20 protein-coding genes are annotated in these 17,535 nt (G+C 61.4%); 11 read left to right on the top strand and 9 right to left on the bottom strand.

The features are described from left to right. Positions 1-277 precede the first annotated feature (277 nt). The 6 genes from ACQKP1_RS01715 to ACQKP1_RS01690 form a co-directional block, all read right to left on the bottom strand. Complete coding sequence (locus ACQKP1_RS01715; protein ID WP_246754096.1) at positions 278-1,108, bottom strand: GNAT family N-acetyltransferase; 831 nt, start codon at positions 1,106-1,108, stop codon at positions 278-280. Positions 1,109-1,245: 137 nt separating this feature from the next. Continuing rightward, positions 1,246-1,737 carry a signal peptidase II gene (lspA, locus tag ACQKP1_RS01710; protein WP_203019309.1) on the bottom strand — a complete coding sequence of 164 codons (492 nt, stop codon included), beginning with the start codon at positions 1,735-1,737 and terminating at the stop codon, positions 1,246-1,248. Positions 1,738-1,739: 2 nt separating this feature from the next. Then, positions 1,740-2,600, bottom strand: coding sequence for a TrmH family RNA methyltransferase (locus ACQKP1_RS01705; protein WP_427273965.1), 861 nt, complete (start codon positions 2,598-2,600; stop codon positions 1,740-1,742). After that, complete coding sequence (locus ACQKP1_RS01700; protein ID WP_203019305.1) at positions 2,597-3,733, bottom strand: class I SAM-dependent methyltransferase; 1,137 nt, start codon at positions 3,731-3,733, stop codon at positions 2,597-2,599. The genes ACQKP1_RS01705 and ACQKP1_RS01700 overlap by 4 nt, the downstream gene beginning before the upstream one ends. A gap of 96 nt (positions 3,734-3,829) precedes the next feature. Continuing rightward, entirely contained in the window at positions 3,830-4,174 is a 345-nt protein-coding gene (locus ACQKP1_RS01695) for a LapA family protein (protein WP_006724964.1), read from the bottom strand. A 92-nt stretch (positions 4,175-4,266) separates the two neighbouring features. Continuing rightward, positions 4,267-4,569, bottom strand: coding sequence for an integration host factor subunit beta (locus ACQKP1_RS01690; RefSeq protein ID WP_006724965.1), 303 nt, complete (start codon positions 4,567-4,569; stop codon positions 4,267-4,269). A gap of 300 nt (positions 4,570-4,869) precedes the next feature. On the opposite strand from ACQKP1_RS01690, the gene lptC reads away from it, so the two are divergent. The 6 genes from lptC to ptsN all read left to right on the top strand — a co-directional run bounded on the left by lptC (position 4,870) and on the right by ptsN (position 9,950). Continuing rightward, a complete protein-coding gene (gene lptC, locus ACQKP1_RS01685; RefSeq protein WP_203019303.1) occupies positions 4,870-5,553 on the top strand; it encodes an LPS export ABC transporter periplasmic protein LptC in 684 nt (227 codons plus the stop codon). After that, positions 5,550-6,101, top strand: coding sequence for an LptA/OstA family protein (locus ACQKP1_RS01680; protein WP_203019301.1), 552 nt, complete (start codon positions 5,550-5,552; stop codon positions 6,099-6,101). The genes lptC and ACQKP1_RS01680 overlap by 4 nt, the downstream gene beginning before the upstream one ends. A 75-nt stretch (positions 6,102-6,176) precedes the next feature. Continuing rightward, entirely contained in the window at positions 6,177-6,923 is a 747-nt protein-coding gene (gene lptB, locus ACQKP1_RS01675; protein ID WP_040299610.1) for an LPS export ABC transporter ATP-binding protein, read from the top strand. A gap of 128 nt (positions 6,924-7,051) precedes the next feature. Further along, a complete protein-coding gene (rpoN, locus tag ACQKP1_RS01670) occupies positions 7,052-8,620 on the top strand; it encodes an RNA polymerase factor sigma-54 (protein ID WP_427273964.1) in 1,569 nt (522 codons plus the stop codon). Between the two features lie 222 nt (positions 8,621-8,842). Next, positions 8,843-9,418 (top strand): ribosome hibernation-promoting factor, HPF/YfiA family, encoded by a 576-nt coding sequence (gene hpf, locus ACQKP1_RS01665; RefSeq protein ID WP_054149161.1) that lies wholly within the window; start codon positions 8,843-8,845, stop codon positions 9,416-9,418. A gap of 67 nt (positions 9,419-9,485) precedes the next feature. Further along, positions 9,486-9,950 carry a PTS IIA-like nitrogen regulatory protein PtsN gene (gene ptsN, locus ACQKP1_RS01660; RefSeq protein WP_054151256.1) on the top strand — a complete coding sequence of 155 codons (465 nt, stop codon included), beginning with the start codon at positions 9,486-9,488 and terminating at the stop codon, positions 9,948-9,950. Between the two features lie 79 nt (positions 9,951-10,029). On the opposite strand, the gene grpE is transcribed toward ptsN, so the two are convergent. Continuing rightward, entirely contained in the window at positions 10,030-10,659 is a 630-nt protein-coding gene (gene grpE, locus ACQKP1_RS01655) for a nucleotide exchange factor GrpE (protein WP_203019297.1), read from the bottom strand. A gap of 105 nt (positions 10,660-10,764) precedes the next feature. Continuing rightward, a complete protein-coding gene (gene hrcA, locus ACQKP1_RS01650) occupies positions 10,765-11,853 on the bottom strand; it encodes a heat-inducible transcriptional repressor HrcA (RefSeq protein ID WP_006724973.1) in 1,089 nt (362 codons plus the stop codon). A 171-nt stretch (positions 11,854-12,024) separates the two neighbouring features. Here hrcA and rph point away from each other — a divergent pair, with 171 nt between their 5' ends. From rph to ACQKP1_RS01625, 5 genes are read left to right on the top strand one after another with little or no spacing between them, the layout of a single operon-like run. Then, a complete protein-coding gene (rph, locus tag ACQKP1_RS01645; protein WP_427273963.1) occupies positions 12,025-12,741 on the top strand; it encodes a ribonuclease PH in 717 nt (238 codons plus the stop codon). Positions 12,742-12,754: 13 nt separating this feature from the next. Continuing rightward, on the top strand, positions 12,755-13,159 hold the full coding sequence (locus ACQKP1_RS01640; protein WP_427273962.1) for a VOC family protein: 405 nt from the start codon (positions 12,755-12,757) through the stop codon (positions 13,157-13,159). Positions 13,160-13,172: 13 nt separating this feature from the next. Beyond that, on the top strand, positions 13,173-13,817 hold the full coding sequence (gene rdgB / locus ACQKP1_RS01635) for an RdgB/HAM1 family non-canonical purine NTP pyrophosphatase (RefSeq protein ID WP_427273961.1): 645 nt from the start codon (positions 13,173-13,175) through the stop codon (positions 13,815-13,817). Between the two features lie 4 nt (positions 13,818-13,821). Beyond that, on the top strand, positions 13,822-15,003 hold the full coding sequence (hemW, locus tag ACQKP1_RS01630; RefSeq protein ID WP_427273960.1) for a radical SAM family heme chaperone HemW: 1,182 nt from the start codon (positions 13,822-13,824) through the stop codon (positions 15,001-15,003). Between the two features lie 12 nt (positions 15,004-15,015). After that, positions 15,016-15,753 (top strand): class I SAM-dependent methyltransferase, encoded by a 738-nt coding sequence (locus ACQKP1_RS01625; protein WP_427273959.1) that lies wholly within the window; start codon positions 15,016-15,018, stop codon positions 15,751-15,753. A gap of 76 nt (positions 15,754-15,829) precedes the next feature. Here the strand turns inward: ACQKP1_RS01625 and dnaA are convergent, their stop codons facing one another. Next, positions 15,830-17,380 (bottom strand): chromosomal replication initiator protein DnaA, encoded by a 1,551-nt coding sequence (gene dnaA / locus ACQKP1_RS01620; RefSeq protein WP_427273958.1) that lies wholly within the window; start codon positions 17,378-17,380, stop codon positions 15,830-15,832. Positions 17,381-17,535: the final 155 nt, after the last annotated feature.

The raw sequence follows: 17,535 nt of genomic DNA, 5'->3' as shown, positions 1-17,535 counted from the left end.
GGCTGCCACGAGCAGGACTGGCGGCATGATCCGCTGGGCCATCCCGCTTTGCGCGAGATGAGCCTTCGGGAGCTTGCCGACCTGCCGATGGTGGCGGAAGTTCCGATGCGGATGACCAGGGTCGAGGTTAAAGAGGATTGCCGGAGAGGTGTCGGCCGACTGCCATCATCCGCTTGCGCTGTTTCGAGATGATCGCAATCGTCAATGGATGGACCCCGCCGCCCCGCTCATTCAGCGGCGCGCGCCACCTTCTCCCGCAGGGCAGAAGGTGATCAGATCAGCTGGCGCTGGCGAAGCGACCGGCGTCGGCGCCATAATAATTGACGTAGCGGCCGGAGATGCTCGAGATCGGCAAGATGATCAGAACATCTGTGGTGTTGAAGGCCTGATCGATGACCGCGCCGTTGCCGACCATGGCGCCAAGGCGCAGGTAGCCCTTGATCAGCGGCGGCATCGAGAACAGCGCGCGGCGGGCATTGACGGCTTCCGACGGCATCAGATCCATTTCACGGTAGAGATGCGGGAGGGCATCGACGGCCCACTCGCCCTTCGCAACCGCGTTGTGGTGCAGGAAAGAAAGTGCCAGTGCATGCTCCTCCGGCTGGGTCCCGGGGAAGGAACCGCAGCCGAACATGGCGTCGATTCGGTGCTGCAGTGCATAAGCCCAGCAGCCCTGCCAGAGCAGCTCGACCGTGCGCTTGGTGCGGTATTGCGGCAGCACGCAGGAGCGGCCGAGCTCCATGAAACGCTTGTCCTTGTGGCGGGCAACGAGATCGCCGACAGCGAATTCCGAACTTGAGTAAAAGCCGCCATGGGTAACCGCCACATCATGGCGCAGGATCCTGTAAGTGCCGACGATCTGCTCTTCCGTATCGCCCTCGATCGCGCGGTCGAGAACGAGCAGATGGTCACACAGGCCGTCCCAATGGTCGATATCGCGGCCGCGGCGGGCGCACTCCGGGTCGACCTGGGCTTTCATCTCCTCGACGAAGACCCGGTAGCGAACGGCTTGGGCGGCGTCGATCTCGCGCTCGCTGCGGGCGAGCCTGGTTTCCAGGCTGCCGATCCGGCCGAGCAGATCACGCGAAGCGGAAAGCCCCGGCGGCATACCGGCCGGGTTTTCCAGAAGAAGGTCTCGTTCGATCAGTTCCACGCTCATGGGATCTATCCAGCGTTGAAGTCACGGCCTTTAAACACGAGACTGCTACAGGAAAGTGACAAAACTTCGAACAGCTTCTCCGCCTTTCAAGCTTCCGGCGGCTTCGGCTTGCGATGCTGGATGATCTCGTCGAGGACGATGCAGATCGCGCCGATGGTGATGAAGCTGTCCGCCAAGTTGAAGACCGCGAAGGACCAGGTGTCCGTGTAAAACAGGATGTAATCGACCACATAGCCATAGGTGAAGCGGTCGATGATGTTGCCGAGCGCGCCTGCGATGATCATCGCAAAGCCGAGATGGGCGAAATGCTGCTCAGGCCCCGTCTTGCGCCAGAGCCAAAAGACGAAACCGACGATGACCAGGCGCAGGCCGATGATGAACCAGCCGTCGAGATGGGACAGCATGGAAAAGGCGACGCCCAGATTATGCGTGCGGTAGAGTGCCCAGAACGGCAGAACGGGGATCAGCTCGTGCATCGGCAGATAGACTTCCACCGCATATTTGATCGCCTGATCGAGAATGAGCGCGACCGCAATGAAGGTGAGAACCGGCAGCGGCCGGTTGAAGGCTGCAAGCATGGTCACTTGGCTCCGTCGAGGGCGAGCAGATGGCGGCGAACCTCGAAGAGCATGACGCCGGTGGCCACCGCTAGATTGAGGCTGTCGGCCATGCCGACCTGCGGAATACGCGCCAGCTTGTCGGCAGCGGCCGCCAGCTCATCCGGGAGGCCGGACTGTTCGTTGCCCATCATCAGGATGACCGGCTTCGACTTGTAGTCGATGGTGCGGTAATCGACAGCGCCGGCGAGATGCGTGGCGACGAGGCGGGCATCGACAGATTTCTTCCACTTGAGGAAATCGGCCGGCGTCGTCTTCACCAGCGGCAGGGCGAACATCGAGCCCATGGTGGCGCGCACGGTTTCCATCGAGAAGGGATCGGTGCAATCGCCGACGAGGATGACGCCCGAGGCACCGGCGGCGTCGGCCGTGCGGATGATCGTGCCGAGATTGCCAGGATCGCGCACACGGTCGAGCGCTATCCAGGTTTCCGAGCCCTTGGGCTGGATGTCCTTAAGCGGTGTCCAGCGCTGTTCGAAGACGGAGGCGACCATCTGCGGGTTCTCGCGCCTCGTGATCGAGGACATGACCTTTTCGCTCACTTCCAGTACAAGGCCGCCTGCTGCGACGGTACGGGCGGCGACCTTCTCGACCAGCGGCTTGCCCTTGCCGGCCTTGGCATAGACGAGGGTACGGATGGTCCAGCCGCGATCGAGGGCGTCGATGACGAGCTTCAGGCCCTCGGCGAGGAAGGTGCGGCTTTCGTCGCGAGCCTTCTTCAGCGACAGCGCCTTGATATCCTTGATGATCGGATTGGCGAGGCTAGTGACCTCCTTGACCTGGCCGACCCGGCGCGGGCCATCGTGGCGGAAATCATCGCTCATTTCGGTACCCAGCGGCTGAAGAGAGAGGTCGAAAGCGCGCGGCCAGGCGTCTTGCCATCGAGGCCGGCCTCACGGATGACGAGTTCGCCTGACTCGACGAGGCCGCCCTTGCCGCGCATGGTTTCCCGCATCAGTTCGTGGATGGAATAGAAGCTGGCACGGATGGAATAGGCAGTCAGAACAAGCCCGACGGCCTTAGGCGCCAGCAGTTCGCGGCAGATGTCGAGCATCAGCGGCAGGTGGTCGAAGAGCTGCCAGACTTCACCGTTCGGGCCACGGCCGAACTTCGGCGGGTCGGTGAGGATGATGTCGTAGCGGTGGCCGCGGCGCTCCTCGCGCAGGATGAACTTCATCGCATCCTCGCAGATCCAGCGGATCGGCGCCTTGTCGAGGCGGCTCAGGGACTGATTTTCGCGGGCCCAGCCGATCGCCTTCTTCGAAGCATCGACATGCGTGACTTCGGCGCCAGCGGCGGCGGCCACAAGCGAAGCGACACCGGTATAGCCGAATAGGTTGAGGACCTTGAGCGGCCGGTCGGCAGCCTCGATCTTCTCTTTCATCCAACTCCAGTGGGCGATCTGCTCCGGAAAGACGCCGACATGGCGGAAGGCGGTGAAACGGCCGTGGAAATCGACGCCGAGCAGGGAGAGCGGCCAGGTTTCGCCGAGCGCCTCGCGCTGGAAGCGCCAGCGACCCATGCCGTCTTCGTCCGTGTCGCCGGTGAACACCGCGTCCGCCTTGTCCCAGACATGGGATGGCAGCGCCTTTGGCCAAAGCGCCTGGGCTTCGGGGCGAACGATGCGATAGGGGCCGTATTGCTCAAGCTTCAATCCGTCGCCGCTGTCGATCAGGTGAAAGTCGCCCGCACCTGAGGATTCGAGGATCAGCGGCACGCGCTCGGCCGGGCGGTTACCGTTGCGGACCGTCAGAACTCGGGCAGGTTCAGCCGTTGTATCGGGCGATTGCGGCTTCGGCTTTGGCGCCTCGGTCTCACGCCGCGGCGGTCGTGCCTGACGCTCGTCCCTGCCCTTCGAGGCATAAGGCTTTGCCGTTGCCGGCCGTGTTTCGCCGCTGCCTTTGGCCTTCGCTCCCGGAAATGGCTTGGCGCCGGGGCGACGTTCCTTGTTCTTCACGTCAATGATCCGTGGGTCGTGTTGGTTTGGCCCAGCCCTTAGCATTGCCGGCCCGGCGCGGAAAGGAAATTTGCCGCGAGTCCGATTGCCCTGATGTCACTTGGCGCCGAGCTGGGGCAGCGTCGAACCGGCAATCTGTTCAGCCCTTGTCTTCTGGCGATCGGCCTCTGCCTGCCATTGCTGCGCTTCACGCGACTGGCTGCGCGCCTTCTTCCGGTGTTTGCCCTGGGTGAACCAGGTCACGACAGAGCCGAGGAGCACACCGAACATCACTGCAAGAATGAGGAAGACGAAGAAGGGTGCGGAGACAGACAGCGCCTGATCTGCCGGATTGAACGGGTTTAGCGCGAGGCTGACGACTCCGCGATTGGCCACGGCCAGAACGATCAGCAGCACGCCGAGGGGCAGAAACACCACGAGGCTCACGACTTTCCGGATCATCTGGACAACTCCCTGTTCACTCCGAGGCGACTGCGGTCACCTCCATGGGCTCAAATTAAGGACAGGGGCGGAATTTTCAACGCGAAAAGCGCTTATTCGTCGTCCTCGTCACCCATACCCGGGTTGAGGCGCTCGCGCAGCTCCTTGCCCGTCTTGAAGAACGGAACCCACTTCTCTTCGACGAAAACAGTTTCGCCTGTGCGCGGGTTGCGTCCCGAGCGGGATGGACGGTTCTTGACGGAAAAGGCGCCAAAGCCGCGCAGTTCGACGCGATTGCCGCCTGCAAGCGCGTCGGTGATCTCGTCCAGAACCGCATTGACGATGTTTTCGACATCGCGATGATAAAGATGCGGATTGCGGGCCGCGACGATCTGCACCAATTCCGACTTTATCACGCGGACCCCCTGAAATTTCTATTGTGACGTTGAGCGCCGATAACGTTGCCAAAGCAAAAAAGCTCAGTCAAGGAACAACTTAACCATAAATTGCCGTCTTTGCGAGAGATATGACGAGCGTCACACGCAATATCGTGATCGCGAGGGTCACATTTTCACCCTCCGTCCCCGGCATGGCTTGTCTGGCGCTTCTTGTAACGGTTCTGCCACAATCCATATTGGCAATGCCGAACGGACGTGCGAAACGACGAGCCAGGCGGTTTGCTGACGGCCACCGCCACAATAGACGGATACTATCAAATGCTGGAAGCGACACATGAGGCCCTGACGCCGCTGGAGCGCCGATCCGAAGCCGATGCCTATCGGCGGGCGGTCAGCCATTCGCGTCGCGTCCGGCGTCTGCGCTTCCTTCTGCCTGTCGTGGCCCTCGCCATCACGCTGGCCTTCGTTGCGGTCTCCTTCGTGCGCAGCCTGATGCCCGACGAATTGCAGATCGAATCTGCCAAGATCGAAGACGGCAAGGTCGTCATGGAGAAGCCGGCGATCGCGGGCCGCAACGACGAGGGCGTGCGCTATTCGATGCGCGCCGAGCGGGCGTTGCAGGACATCAAGAATCCCAACATGATCGCGCTCGAGACCATTGCCGCAGCCGTGCCGGTCAACGACAAGATCATCGCCCGCGTCGTCGCCTCGAGCGGCATCTTTGACCGTGGCGCGAACACCCTCAATCTCGACAAGCCATTCACCCTCAATCTCAGCAGCGGCATAGACGCCCAGTTCAATTCCGCCAATCTCGATATTGCCGGCGGCACGATGAAGACGAATGATCCCGTCGCCATCCAGACCAAAGGCGCGTCGATTGTTGCGAACTCGCTCGAGATGAAGGATAAGGGGCGAACCATGATCTTCGCGGGCAGCGTCAAGTTGAACATCGAGCCGTCCGCCATTCAAAGCAATCGGTCCACGGAAGCCGCCCAGCCATGATTTACCGCTCCTTCGCCAAGTTTTCCTTTGCTGGCTTCCTTCTCGTTTCGGCAGGCCTGCTCGCCGGACAGACAGCGGCGCAGACGACCAACAGCCAGATGAACGGCCTGAAGCTGTCCAACGACCAGCCCATTCAGATCGAAAGCGATCAGCTTGAGATCCGCGAACAGGAAAAGAAGGCCTTCTTCACTGGTAATGTTAAGGTTGTGCAGGGCACGACGACGCTGCAGGCCGGGACCATGGTCGTTCACTATCGCGGCGAGGGCCAGACCGTGACGCAGGGCAATGCCGACATCGAGAAGATCGACGTGGCTCAGAAGGTGTTCCTCTCGTCAGGCACGCAGCAGGCGACTGCGGACACCGGATATTTCGACATGGCGCAGCAGCTCTTCGTGCTCGAAGGCGAGCGCGTCGTGCTTTCGGAAGGGCAGAACGTCTTTGTCGGCTGCAAACTCACTGTCCAGATGAATTCCGGTCAGGCCAAGCTCGACAGCTGTGGCCGGCGCGTTCAGATTCAGCTCGACCCCAAGTCCCAGCAGAGCAACTGACGGGTTCGCGTGAACGTGCACATTCCATTTTTCTCCAGGACGAAGCAGCCCAAAAAGGCGGCGAACCCGACCGGCCTGCCGGGCGACAAGTCGCGCTATGAAGGCACACTGATCGCTCACGGACTGACGAAGACCTATAATTCGCGCCGCGTCGTCAACGGTGCTTCGCTGGTGGTGCGCCGCGGCGAAGCCGTCGGTCTGCTCGGGCCCAATGGGGCAGGCAAGACGACCTGTTTCTACATGATCACGGGCCTCGTTCCGGTCGATGCCGGCACCATCTCGATCAACGGCAACGACGTCACCTCCATGCCGATGTATCGGCGCGCCCGTCTGGGCGTCGGCTATCTGCCGCAGGAAGCGTCGATCTTTCGTGGCCTGACGGTGGAAGAGAATATTCGTGCGGTGCTTGAGGTCCATGTTTCCGACAAGCGCAAGCGCGAAGAGAAGCTCGACGAACTGCTGGCAGAATTCCACATCGAGAAGCTGCGCAAGTCTCCGGCGGTGGCGCTTTCCGGCGGTGAGCGCAGGCGTCTGGAAATTGCCCGAGCGCTTGCGACCGATCCGACCTTCATGCTGCTGGACGAGCCTTTCGCCGGCGTTGATCCGATCTCCGTCTCCGACATTCAGAATCTCGTGCGACATCTCACGGCACGCGGCATCGGTGTTCTCATTACCGACCACAATGTGCGTGAAACGCTTGGCCTGATCGACCGCGCCTATATCATCCATGCGGGTGAAGTGCTCACCCATGGCCGGGCCAACGACATCGTCAACAATGCCGATGTGCGCCGCCTCTATCTGGGCGAACAGTTCAGCCTCTGACGGATCTTTGAAGAAAAGACCGCCTCGCCCCTCCCGCGGCTTGACCAAAACAAAATAAAAAGCAATTTTTGGGCCAAGTGGAATTTCCCGCCAGAAAAGGCGGGATTGCGGGGAGTCGAGCGTCCGTCATGGCCTTATCCGCCAATCTGTTCCTGCGACAAAGCCAGGCCCTGGTGATGACTCCCCAGCTGATGCAGTCGATTCAGCTGTTGCAGATGACTCACCTCGAACTGATGCAGTTCATCGCGCAGGAAGTGGAGCGGAATCCGCTGCTCGAAATGGCGGCAGATGACGGCGATTTGGGCGGCGACCTGCCTGACAATGCCGATCGCCACGGCAACACGGCCCAGGAAAGCCAGGCCGCCTCCGACGAAACAGGCGCTTCTCCATCGCTCGACAGCGACTGGTATGAGAATGGCGCGAGCGAGCGCCTGAACGACCGACTCGATACGAATTACGATACCGCCTTCGCGGACGAAGGCTCCCTGCAACGGCCCGATGCGCCGGAACTGCTTGGGCAATGGAAATCAATGCCGGGTCAGTCCGGCGACGGAAGCGAGGGCTATGACCTTGACGACTTCGTTGCCGGGCAGGTCAGCCTCCGGGATCACCTGAACCAGCAAGTTCCCTTTGCGCTCACGTCGGCCTCCGATCAGTTGCTCGCCTCCGTGCTGATCGACCATCTCGATGAAGCAGGCTATCTGCGCGCGGACCTCGACGAGGTGGCGTCTCGCCTCGGCCTGAGCCATGCGAATGTCGAGGCGGTTCTCGTGACCCTGCAAACGCTCGAGCCCGCCGGGGTCTTTGCGCGCAGCCTCAGCGAATGCCTGGCGATCCAATTGCGTCAACGTGACCGGTATGACCCGGCGATGGCAGGCCTCGTCAACAATCTCGAACTGCTTGCCAAGCGCGATTTTGCCGCGTTGAAGAAGATCTGCGGCGTGGACGAGGAAGACCTCGTCGACATGCTGTCGGAGATCCGCAAGCTCAATCCAAAGCCGGGCAGCAGCTTTGAGCATGCGGTCAGCGAATCCGTGACGCCTGACATCGTCGTGCGTCCCGACGGGCTCGGAGGCTGGCAGGTCGAACTCAATCCGGATGCGCTTCCCCGCGTGCTCGTCAACCATACCTACATGGCCGCCGTTGGGCGCCAAGGGGCATCCAAGGAGGCTCCCGACCAGGCCTTCATGTCGGAATGCCTGCAGAATGCCAACTGGCTCACGCGCAGCCTCGACCAGCGCGCCCGCACGATCACCAAGGTCGCAGCCGAGATCGTGCGCCAGCAGTCCGCCTTCCTCGACCAAGGCGTCGATCACCTGCGGCCACTGAACCTGAAAACGGTCGCCGATGCCATCAAGATGCACGAATCGACCGTCAGTCGCGTGACGACGAATAAATACATGCTCACGCCCCGCGGGCTGTTCGAACTCAAATACTTCTTCAGCGTGTCGATCGCCTCGGCGGAAGGCGGCGACAGCCATTCGGCGGAAGCCGTACGCCATCGCATTCGCGCCCTGATCGAAAAGGAAAGCCCCGAAGCCGTGCTGTCCGACGACGATATTGTCGATCAGCTGAAATCATCGGGCGTCGACCTCGCACGGCGCACCGTGGCCAAATATCGTGAGTCGATGAATATCCCTTCTTCCGTCCAGAGGCGTCGCGAAAAGCGCGCCATGGCCAAGGTTTCCGCCGGCTGACGGCCACTTCCCGCCCGAAAGATTAACAGGAGATTGACTCTTTCGCCGTGGGCGGCTAGAAGCGCGCCGCAATCGACAGCGCACACTGTCAACCGAAGGAAAGATCCTTCGACGACGCCCGACAAACGAAGGCACAGACTAACCTAACCGTTCGAAAAGCTTGGACGCGGCCGTCGCTTGGCGTAAAATGGATACGCAACCAATCATAAGAAGGGAAACTCCATGAGTGTGCGTGTATCCGGCAAGCAGATGGAAATCGGCGAAACGTTCCGGCAGCGGATCGAAGATCGAATCCAGGATGCGGTTACCAAATACTTCGACGGAGGGTATTCCGGGCAAGTGGTCGTCTCGAAGTCGCAGTCGCGCTTCGCGGCAGATTGCCTGGTGCATCTCGATACCGGCGCAAACCTGCATGCCGCAGGTGAGGCCAATGATCCGCAAGTGGCCTTTGACACCGCCTTCGAGCGCGTCGAGAAGCGCCTGCGCCGTTACAAGCGCAAGCTGAAGGATCATCACGCGGGAGAAGCACAGAACCCGTCGATCGAGGTCGCCTACACGGTTATGGATTCCGTCGACGAGGATCACGAGGAACTTCCCGAGGACTATGCGCCGACGATCGTTGCCGAGAGCACCAAGAAACTTCGGACCATGTCCGTCGCTTCCGCAGTTATGGCTCTCGACATGACCGACGACCCGGTTCTTCTGTTCAGAAACCCGGGAAGTGAACAATTGAATATCGTTTATCGTCGCAATGACGGTAATATCGGGTGGATCGATTCCGCCAACATCAAAGGCTGAAGATCGGCTTGGGCGGCTGCGCGAGGCAGCCGCCCGCTCCTCGATCCGAGGCATGAAGGACATTGATATGGCATTGGCAGATTTGCTGCAGCAGGATGCTGTCGTACCGGCTCTCCGGGTGAACTCCAAGAAGCAACTGCTTCAGGAACTTGCGGCCAAGGCCTCCAAGCTTACCGACATTCCGGAACGGGAAATCTTCGACGTGATCCTGCAGCGCGAGCGTCTCGGCTCGACAGGCGTGGGTAACGGCATCGCCATCCCGCATGGTAAGCTTAACAAGATCAGCAAGATCACGGGTGTCTTCGCGAGACTCGAAACGCCGGTCGATTTTGAAGCGCTCGACGATCAGCCAGTCGATCTGGTCTTCCTGCTGCTCGCGCCAGAGGGTGCCGGGGCGGATCATCTCAAGGCCCTGTCACGCATTGCGCGCGTGCTGCGCGACCAGGACCTGGTGGCCAAGCTCAGGGCGACTGAGTCGGCCTCCGCGATCTACACCTTCCTCAACGAGGAACAGGCGTCGAACGCCGCCTGAGCGACTGCATTCAAGTCCAGACAATAAAAAAGCGCCCTCTCGGGGCGCTTTTGTTTTATTCACGCGAGATCACGGCTGATCACGCCTTCGCGGTATCCTCGGCTGCAGCTTCCGACTTCGGGCCGCCCTTGGCAACACCGACCATCGCCGGACGCAATACACGCTCGCCGATGGCGTAGCCAGCCTGAACGACCTGGACAACCGTGTTGTTGGGCACGTTCGGATTCGGCACCTCGAACATCGCCTGATGGAAGTTCGGATCGAACTTCTGACCTTCAGCCTCGATCTTGCGCACGCCATGGCGCTCGAGCGTTGCCAGCATGCCGCGCTCGGTCATTTCAACGCCCTCAATCAGAGCGGTGAGGGTCGCGTCAGCGGCAGCGCGGGCCTCTTCCGGCAGCGTCTCGATCGCGCGGCGCAGGTTGTCGGATACGGACAGCATGTCGCGGGCAAAGCCGGTCACCGCATAGGACTTGGCATCCTTGATTTCGCGGTCGGTGCGGCGGCGCAGATTGTCCATTTCAGCCGCCAGACGCAGGAAGCGGTCGCGCAGATCGGCATTTTCTGCCTTCAATGCGTCGATCGGATCAATCTCCTGCGCGGACCCGGCCTCGCTTTCGTTCGCAACCTGCCCTTCTTCGCTGGTCGCGGTTGCTTCTGCCTCGGTAGCTGCCGCGTCAGGTCCGTTCTTGTTGGTTTCTTCGGTCATGACGTTCTCCGGATGATGTCTCGTTTTCGAAGCTCAGAGCTTTCGAATGCGTGCCCGATATCAGGGTTTGACGAGAAAAAATCAAGGGTTTGTCGGGAAATTGGCTTACCGCGCGCCGCGCGAGAGCCTCGCCATCAGCTGTGCGGTGTAATCGACCATCGGCACGATACGCGAATAGTTGAGGCGGGTCGGACCAATCACGCCGACGGCGCCGACGATACGGTCTTCGCCATCACGATAGGGTGCTACGATCAACGAGGAACCGGAAAGCGAGAAAAGCTTGTTTTCCGATCCGATGAAGATCCGGACCCCCGGGCCGCTTTCGGCCAGATCAAGGATTTCGATCAAGCTCTCCTTCCGCTCCAGATCGTCGAAGAGCAGGCGCAGGCGATCGATGTCCTCGGAGCCGGCCAGACCTTCGAGCAGATTGGCGCGACCGCGGACGATAAGGCGGGCCGGCTGTTTTTCCGCCACTTCGCCCGACCACACGGCGAGGCCACGTTCGACCAGATCCTGGGATAGGGTGTCGAGCTCTGTCGCCACCTGGGCCTTCAGGTTTTCGATCTGACCACGCAGTTCGCGCAGAGTCTGGCCGGTCAGGTTGGCGTTCAGGAAATTGGCCGCTTCGGTCAACTGCGAGGCGGTCACGCCTGCCGGCAGTTCGATGATCCGGTTCTCGACCTGGTTATGCTCTCCGACGAGGACGGCGAGTGCCTTGGTCGGTTCGAGCCGGATGAATTCGACATGCTTCAGCACCGGGTCGTTCTTCGCCGAGATGACGAGGCCTGCGCCGCGCGACAGGCCGGACAGCATGCGGCTTGCCTCGGTCAGCATGGCTTCCATCGGCTGATCGGCGCTGGAAGGTCTGATCTGACGTTCGATTTCGTCCCGCTCGCCTTCGGAAAGATCCCCGATTTGCATGAAGGCGTCGACGAAGAAGCGCAGGCCGGCCTGCGTGGGCAGGCGCCCGGCGCTGATATGCGGCGCATAGATGAGGCCGAGTTCTTCGAGATCGCTCATGACGTTGCGCACGGAGGCCGGCGACAGCGACATGGGCAGCAGGCGCGAAAGATTGCGCGAACCGAGCGGATCACCGCTGTCGAGGTAGGTCTCGACGATACGGCGAAAGACCTCCCGGGAGCGATCGTCCAGGGATGCGGAAACGTCTGCGACGGTCGTCTTCGGTGATGCCATTATCGGAGCGAACATGATCTCAGAAGTTTCATGCTGGAAATATAGTCACTGCTCCCACGATGACCAAGGGGTATTTCGCCACGCACGAGGCTCTCTGCGCTGCGGCATGGTTTTTCTTTGCAAATACGCTGCTCGATCCTTAGAAGGCAACTGACAACCCAGGAGATTGCAATGCGGCCATCCGGCAGAAAAACCGATCAAATGCGCAAGGTTTCGTTCGAGCGCAACTTTTCCAAGCATGCAGAAGGCTCCTGCCTGGTGAAGTTCGGCGACACGCATGTGCTGTGCACGGCGAGCCTGGAAGAAAAGACCCCGCCGTGGCTGCGCAATTCCGGCAAAGGCTGGGTGACGGCGGAATACGGCATGCTGCCACGCGCCACCGGCGACCGCATGAAGCGCGAGGCCGCCTCGGGCAAGCAAAGCGGTCGTACGCAGGAAATCCAGCGCCTCATCGGCCGGTCGCTCCGGGCAATCGTCGATCTCGAGGCCCTCGGTGAACGCCAGATCTCGATCGACTGCGACGTTATCCAGGCGGATGGCGGCACGCGCACGGCAGCGATCACCGGCGCTTTCATTGCCCTGCATGACTGCCTGAAATGGATGGAAGCGCGCAGCATGATCAAGGTCGAGAAGGTCCTCAAGGATCATATAGCGGCCGTTTCGTGCGGCATCTTCGCAAGCCAGCCGGTGATCGACCTCGACTATCTGGAGGACTCGGCTGCCGAAACGGACGCGAACTTCGTGATGACCGGCTCCGGCGGCATCGTCGAGATCCAGGGCACGGCAGAGGGCAAGCCGTTCAGCCAGGAAGAGTTACTGACGCTCCTCGGTCTGGCACGCAACGGCATCGACGAACTGGTGGCACTGCAGAAACAGGCGATCGGCTGAGAAGAAGGGCCGCATGATCGACGGGATACTCGAAACCGCACTTTATGCGGACGATCTGGACAAGGCGGAGGCGTTTTATGACAGCGTCCTCGGCCTTGAAAAGATCCGTCGTGGTGGCAACCGGCATATCTTCTATCGCTGCGGGCCCGGAGTCCTTCTGATCTTCAATCCGGCAGAAACGGAAAAGCCCATAGCCGACGACCCATTCCCTGTCCCAACCCACGGGGCAAAGGGGCCCGGCCATGTCTGTTTCATCGTCCGTGACGACGATCTCGACGCCATGCGCAGTCGGCTGCAGGAGGCCGGTATACCGGTCGAATCCGAACTGACATGGCCGAACGGCGCACGCTCGATCTACTTCCGCGATCCGGCCGGAAACAGCCTGGAATGCGCAACCCGCACCCTTTGGACTTCTTGAACGGACCTATCGCATGCGCAAACTCGATACCCGAACCATCGTCGTTGCCAGCCACAATGCCGGCAAGATCGCCGAAATTGCCGATCTGATCGGCCCCTTCGGCTTTTCTGCCAAATCGGCCAAGGACCTGAATTTCGTCGAGCCAGATGAAACGGGCACGACCTTCGAGGAAAATGCCGCGATCAAGGCACTCGCTTCTGCCAAGGCTTCCGGGCTGCCTGCGCTCTCCGACGACAGTGGTCTCGTCATCGATGCGCTCGACGGCGCTCCGGGCGTCTACACGGCGAACTGGGCCGAGCGCGAGGATGGCAGCCGCGACTTCCAGATGGCAATGGAGAAGGTCGAGAAGGCTCTCCAAGAGCGCGGCGCGACGGATGCGGCTCAGAGGACCTGTCGCTTCGTCAGCGTGCTCTGCCTCGCCTGGCCGGATGGTCATACGGAATTCTTCCGTGGCGAGGTCGAGGGCGTGGTTGCCTGGCCGCCGCGCGGCACCGCCGGCTTCGGCTATGACCCGGTCTTCCAGCCCGAGGGACATACGCGCACCTTCGGCGAGATGACGGCGGACGAGAAGCACGGTTGGAAGCCGGGTGATGCGGAGGCTCTGTCGCACCGTGCCCGGGCCTTCAAGCTTTTCGTCGAAACCTGCCTGGAGGCATGACGCCTTGACCGAACGGCCTTTCACGCTCCTGCCCGACACTGGCGAGCCCGGTTTCGGGGTCTACGTGCATTGGCCCTTCTGCGCGGCCAAGTGTCCGTATTGTGACTTCAACAGCCATGTGCGGCACCAGCCGGTCGATCAGGCGCGCTTTGTCGCCGCCTTTCTCGCCGAACTGAAGTCTGTGCGGGCCATGTCCGGGCCGAAGACCGTCACCAGCGTCTTCATGGGCGGTGGTACGCCATCGCTGATGGATCCCTCGACGGTCGGCGCGATCCTCGACGGCATTGCGGCCAACTGGCATATGCCCGATGGTATCGAGATCACCATGGAGGCGAACCCGTCCAGCGTCGAGGCGACCCGCTTCCACGGCTACCGGGCAGCCGGCGTCAATCGTGTTTCGCTTGGGGTGCAGGCGCTGAACGATCCGGACCTCAGGTTCCTCGGACGACTGCACGACGTGGCGGATGCGCTCAAAGCCATCCGACTGGCGCGCGAGATCTTCCCGCGCATGTCCTTCGACCTGATTTACGCCCGGCCCAACCAGACGGTGGAAGCATGGGAGAGGGAGCTGAAGGAAGCGATTTCCTACGCGGTCGACCATCTCTCGCTCTACCAGCTGACGATCGAGGAAGGCACAGCATTTTACGGTCTGCACAAGGCGGGCAAGCTGATTGTCCCCGACGACGAGCATGCCGCCACACTCTACGAGGCGACGCAGGATATCACCGCGCGTGAAGGACTCCCTGCCTATGAGGTCTCCAACCACGCCCGCCCGGGCGCGGAGAGCCGCCATAACCTGACCTACTGGCGTTATGGCGACTATGCCGGCATCGGTCCAGGCGCCCATGGACGCCTCACCCAGGGTCGCACCAAGATTGCAACGGTCGCCGAGCGGCATCCGGAAACCTGGCTTACGGCCGTCGAGCAGAATGGTCACGGCATTATCGAACGCGAAGAGCTCGATCACGAGGCGCAGGCCGACGAGCTTCTGCTCATGGGCCTTCGCCTGCGAGAGGGTGTTGACCTTGCCCGGTGGCAGCAGCTTTCCGGCCGCGATCCGGATCCGGACAAGGAGCAGTTTCTGCTCGACCAGGGTTTCATCGAGCGGCTCGGCAATTCGCGGCTTCGCTGCACGCCGCCGGGCATGCTGATCCTGGACGCCGTCGTCGCGGATCTTGCCTGCTGAGGAGAAGCGACGATGCCGGTCGATCCCGCCTTTGCCCGCTTCGACATGGCCCGCCTCTACGACGCCTTCAACCATCATGGCGAAGACGGCGATTTCTATGAAAACTTCCCCGAAGCGCCCTGCCGTGTCCTCGACATCGGCTGCGGCACGGGATCGGTGACGCTGAGGCTGGCGCGGCGCGGGCACAAGGTCACGGGTGTGGATCCGGCAGAGGGCATGCTGAAGGTCGCGCGCGCTAAGGATGAGTATTGTCTTGTCGACTGGGTCCAGGCGACGGCCTCAACCTTTGAACTCCCTGCTCGTTTCGACCTCGCCATCATGACGGGACACGTCTTCCAGGTCTTTCCCGACGATGCCGAAACCCTGGCTGCCTTGCGCAACATTCACCGGCACATGGCGCCTGGCGGCAAGCTGATCCTCGAAAGCCGCAATCCGCTGAACAGAGCCTGGGAAGGCTGGACCCGGGAGAAGACGCATGAACAGCGGGTCATCACCGGCATCGGGCCGGTCGACGTTTACTACCAGATCAAGGATGCCGAGGGTGAACACGTAACCTTCGATGCGGTCTTCACGATCGAAGCCACGGACGAGACGCTGGTCAGCGAAAGCCGGCTGAGGTTTGCGCCCGCCGAGGCCATCGAGCGCCTTCTCCGGACTGCCGGGTTTGTCGAGGTCGACCTGCGCGGCTGGTGGGATCGCAGCCCCTATTCCGAGACCAGCCCCGAGATCATCGCGATCGCCAGGGCCTGAAACGGCGCGCGGGCACAAAAAAGCCACCGCGCGCCGGATGGCATTCGCGGTGGCACTATACGTTCGGCTTGGAGGCTTACTCGTTGATCAGACGACGCAGAAGCTCGATTTCCTGCGACAGTTTCTGATCGGCCGAGATCAGTTCCTCGATCTTGCGAACCGCGTGCAAGACCGTCGTGTGGTCACGACCACCGAAGCGACGGCCGATCTCCGGGAAGGAGCGCGGGGTGAGCGTCTTCGACAGATACATCGCGATCTGGCGTGGCTTGACGATGACGCGGGTGCGGCGGTTCGACACCAGTTCCTGGCGCGAGACGTTGTAATGGCGGGCGACAACGCGCTGAATGTCTTCGATGCGAACGCGCTTCTGGTCACCGGCGCCGACGAGGTGAGCGAGCAGTTCGTCCACGCGCTCGATCGACAGGTTCGGCTCGAAGGAGCGGCGGAAGAGCAGCTGGTTGAACGCGCCTTCCAGGTCGCGGCCGCTGCTGGTGATGTTGCGGGCAACATGCTCCAGGATCTCGGCTGGGATGTCGATCGACGGATCGTCCTTGCGGGCGACGTCGAGCCGCGACTTCATCATGTCGAGGCGCATGTCGTAGTCAGGCGCTTCCATTTCGATGGCAACGCCACCCTGGAGGCGCGAACGGACACGCGGATCAAGCGATTCCAGTTCCCAAGGCGCACGGTCAGCGGCGACGACGACCTGCTTGGCGCTGTCGAGCAGCATGTTCAAGAGATGGCAGAACTCGTGCTGGATCATCTTACCCTGCAGGAACTGCATGTCGTCGATGATCAGGAGATCGATGTTGCGCAGCGAGTCCTTCAGCGTCAGGGCATCATTGTCGCGGATCGCGGTTGCGAAACGCCACATGAAGTATTCGGCGGTCAGGTAGACAACGCGCGGCTGGCGCGAACTCTGGATCGCAGCATTGGCGATGGCCTGCAACAGGTGCGTCTTGCCGAGGCCGACAGAGGAATGGATGAAGAGCGGGTTGAAGCGCACGGCGCCGGCACCGGCCTCAGCGATCGTCTTGGCAGCGGCGAGCGCCACGCGGTTCGAGGAACCTTCCACGAAACCATCGAAGGTGTAGCGGCTGTCGAGTGGCGAGCCGAACAGCGGACCTGCCTGCGTGGTACGTGCGTTCGACGGTGCCTGGGTCTGGGCCGAGGCGATATGGCCGACGGTCTGCGGTCCGGCCTTGCGCGGCGAAGCCGGCTGGCTGACTTCCGATCCGACCGAACGCTCCTCGACGACAGGGCCCCGGGTGCTGCGGCTGGCGCTGCGCACCATGATTTCGACCTTCAGGATCGACGGATCTTCAGCCTGGAAGATCGACGTGATCAGGTCGAGGTAACGGTTGTTGATCCAAGACTTCAGAAAGGTTGTCGGTACGGTCAGGCGTACCACGCTTTTCGATGCGGAATGGAGCTTCAGGCGCCCAAACCAGCTCTGGTACACGTCCACACCAACCTGAGCCTTCAACCGCTTGCTGAAACGTTCAAACAGAGCATCATGCTTCATCTCGGCATTGTCTCCTGCCCCTTCGGAGCATGCGGCGCCGAGCGCCGAATGTGCATTGTCCCCGTTCGCCAACGCACCGGCCGTCATAGAGTTCATATGCATTTTGCCGCCTTCCAAATTCATTCCAGGTGCCGGGCGCGTCCATTGCCGCCCGACAGCCGCTTCATCTCTCGTCGATCCCAGGGGATCGACAGTCCCCGAACACATCGTGCCGACTTCAGCCAAAAGCCGGCTCAACTTGCCATCGCCCCCTCACG

The sequence above is a fragment of the Allorhizobium sp. NPDC080224 genome, assembly GCF_050281005.1.
In the GTDB taxonomy this organism is placed as follows: Bacteria; Pseudomonadota; Alphaproteobacteria; order Rhizobiales; family Rhizobiaceae; genus Allorhizobium.
The sequence above is the reverse complement of the archived record's forward strand: the minus strand, read 5'-3'. Positions and strand labels throughout refer to the sequence as shown.

Coding starts and splice junctions, on each gene's coding strand:
- hpf (WP_054149161.1), top strand. CDS start 8,843: ATGAGTGTGCGTGTATCCGGCAAGCAGATGGAAATCGGCGAAACGTTC.
- rph (WP_427273963.1), top strand. CDS start 12,025: ATGCGGCCATCCGGCAGAAAAACCGATCAAATGCGCAAGGTTTCGTTC.
- ACQKP1_RS01680 (WP_203019301.1), top strand. CDS start 5,550: ATGATTTACCGCTCCTTCGCCAAGTTTTCCTTTGCTGGCTTCCTTCTC.
- hrcA (WP_006724973.1), bottom strand. CDS start 11,853: ATGGCATCACCGAAGACGACCGTCGCAGACGTTTCCGCATCCCTGGAC.
- ACQKP1_RS01625 (WP_427273959.1), top strand. CDS start 15,016: ATGCCGGTCGATCCCGCCTTTGCCCGCTTCGACATGGCCCGCCTCTAC.
- lspA (WP_203019309.1), bottom strand. CDS start 1,737: ATGCTTGCAGCCTTCAACCGGCCGCTGCCGGTTCTCACCTTCATTGCG.
- ptsN (WP_054151256.1), top strand. CDS start 9,486: ATGGCATTGGCAGATTTGCTGCAGCAGGATGCTGTCGTACCGGCTCTC.
- ACQKP1_RS01705 (WP_427273965.1), bottom strand. CDS start 2,600: ATGAGCGATGATTTCCGCCACGATGGCCCGCGCCGGGTCGGCCAGGTC.
- rdgB (WP_427273961.1), top strand. CDS start 13,173: ATGCGCAAACTCGATACCCGAACCATCGTCGTTGCCAGCCACAATGCC.
- ACQKP1_RS01715 (WP_246754096.1), bottom strand. CDS start 1,108: ATGCCGCCGGGGCTTTCCGCTTCGCGTGATCTGCTCGGCCGGATCGGC.
- ACQKP1_RS01695 (WP_006724964.1), bottom strand. CDS start 4,174: ATGATCCGGAAAGTCGTGAGCCTCGTGGTGTTTCTGCCCCTCGGCGTG.
- rpoN (WP_427273964.1), top strand. CDS start 7,052: ATGGCCTTATCCGCCAATCTGTTCCTGCGACAAAGCCAGGCCCTGGTG.
- lptC (WP_203019303.1), top strand. CDS start 4,870: ATGCTGGAAGCGACACATGAGGCCCTGACGCCGCTGGAGCGCCGATCC.
- dnaA (WP_427273958.1), bottom strand. CDS start 17,380: ATGCATATGAACTCTATGACGGCCGGTGCGTTGGCGAACGGGGACAAT.
- grpE (WP_203019297.1), bottom strand. CDS start 10,659: ATGACCGAAGAAACCAACAAGAACGGACCTGACGCGGCAGCTACCGAG.
- ACQKP1_RS01640 (WP_427273962.1), top strand. CDS start 12,755: ATGATCGACGGGATACTCGAAACCGCACTTTATGCGGACGATCTGGAC.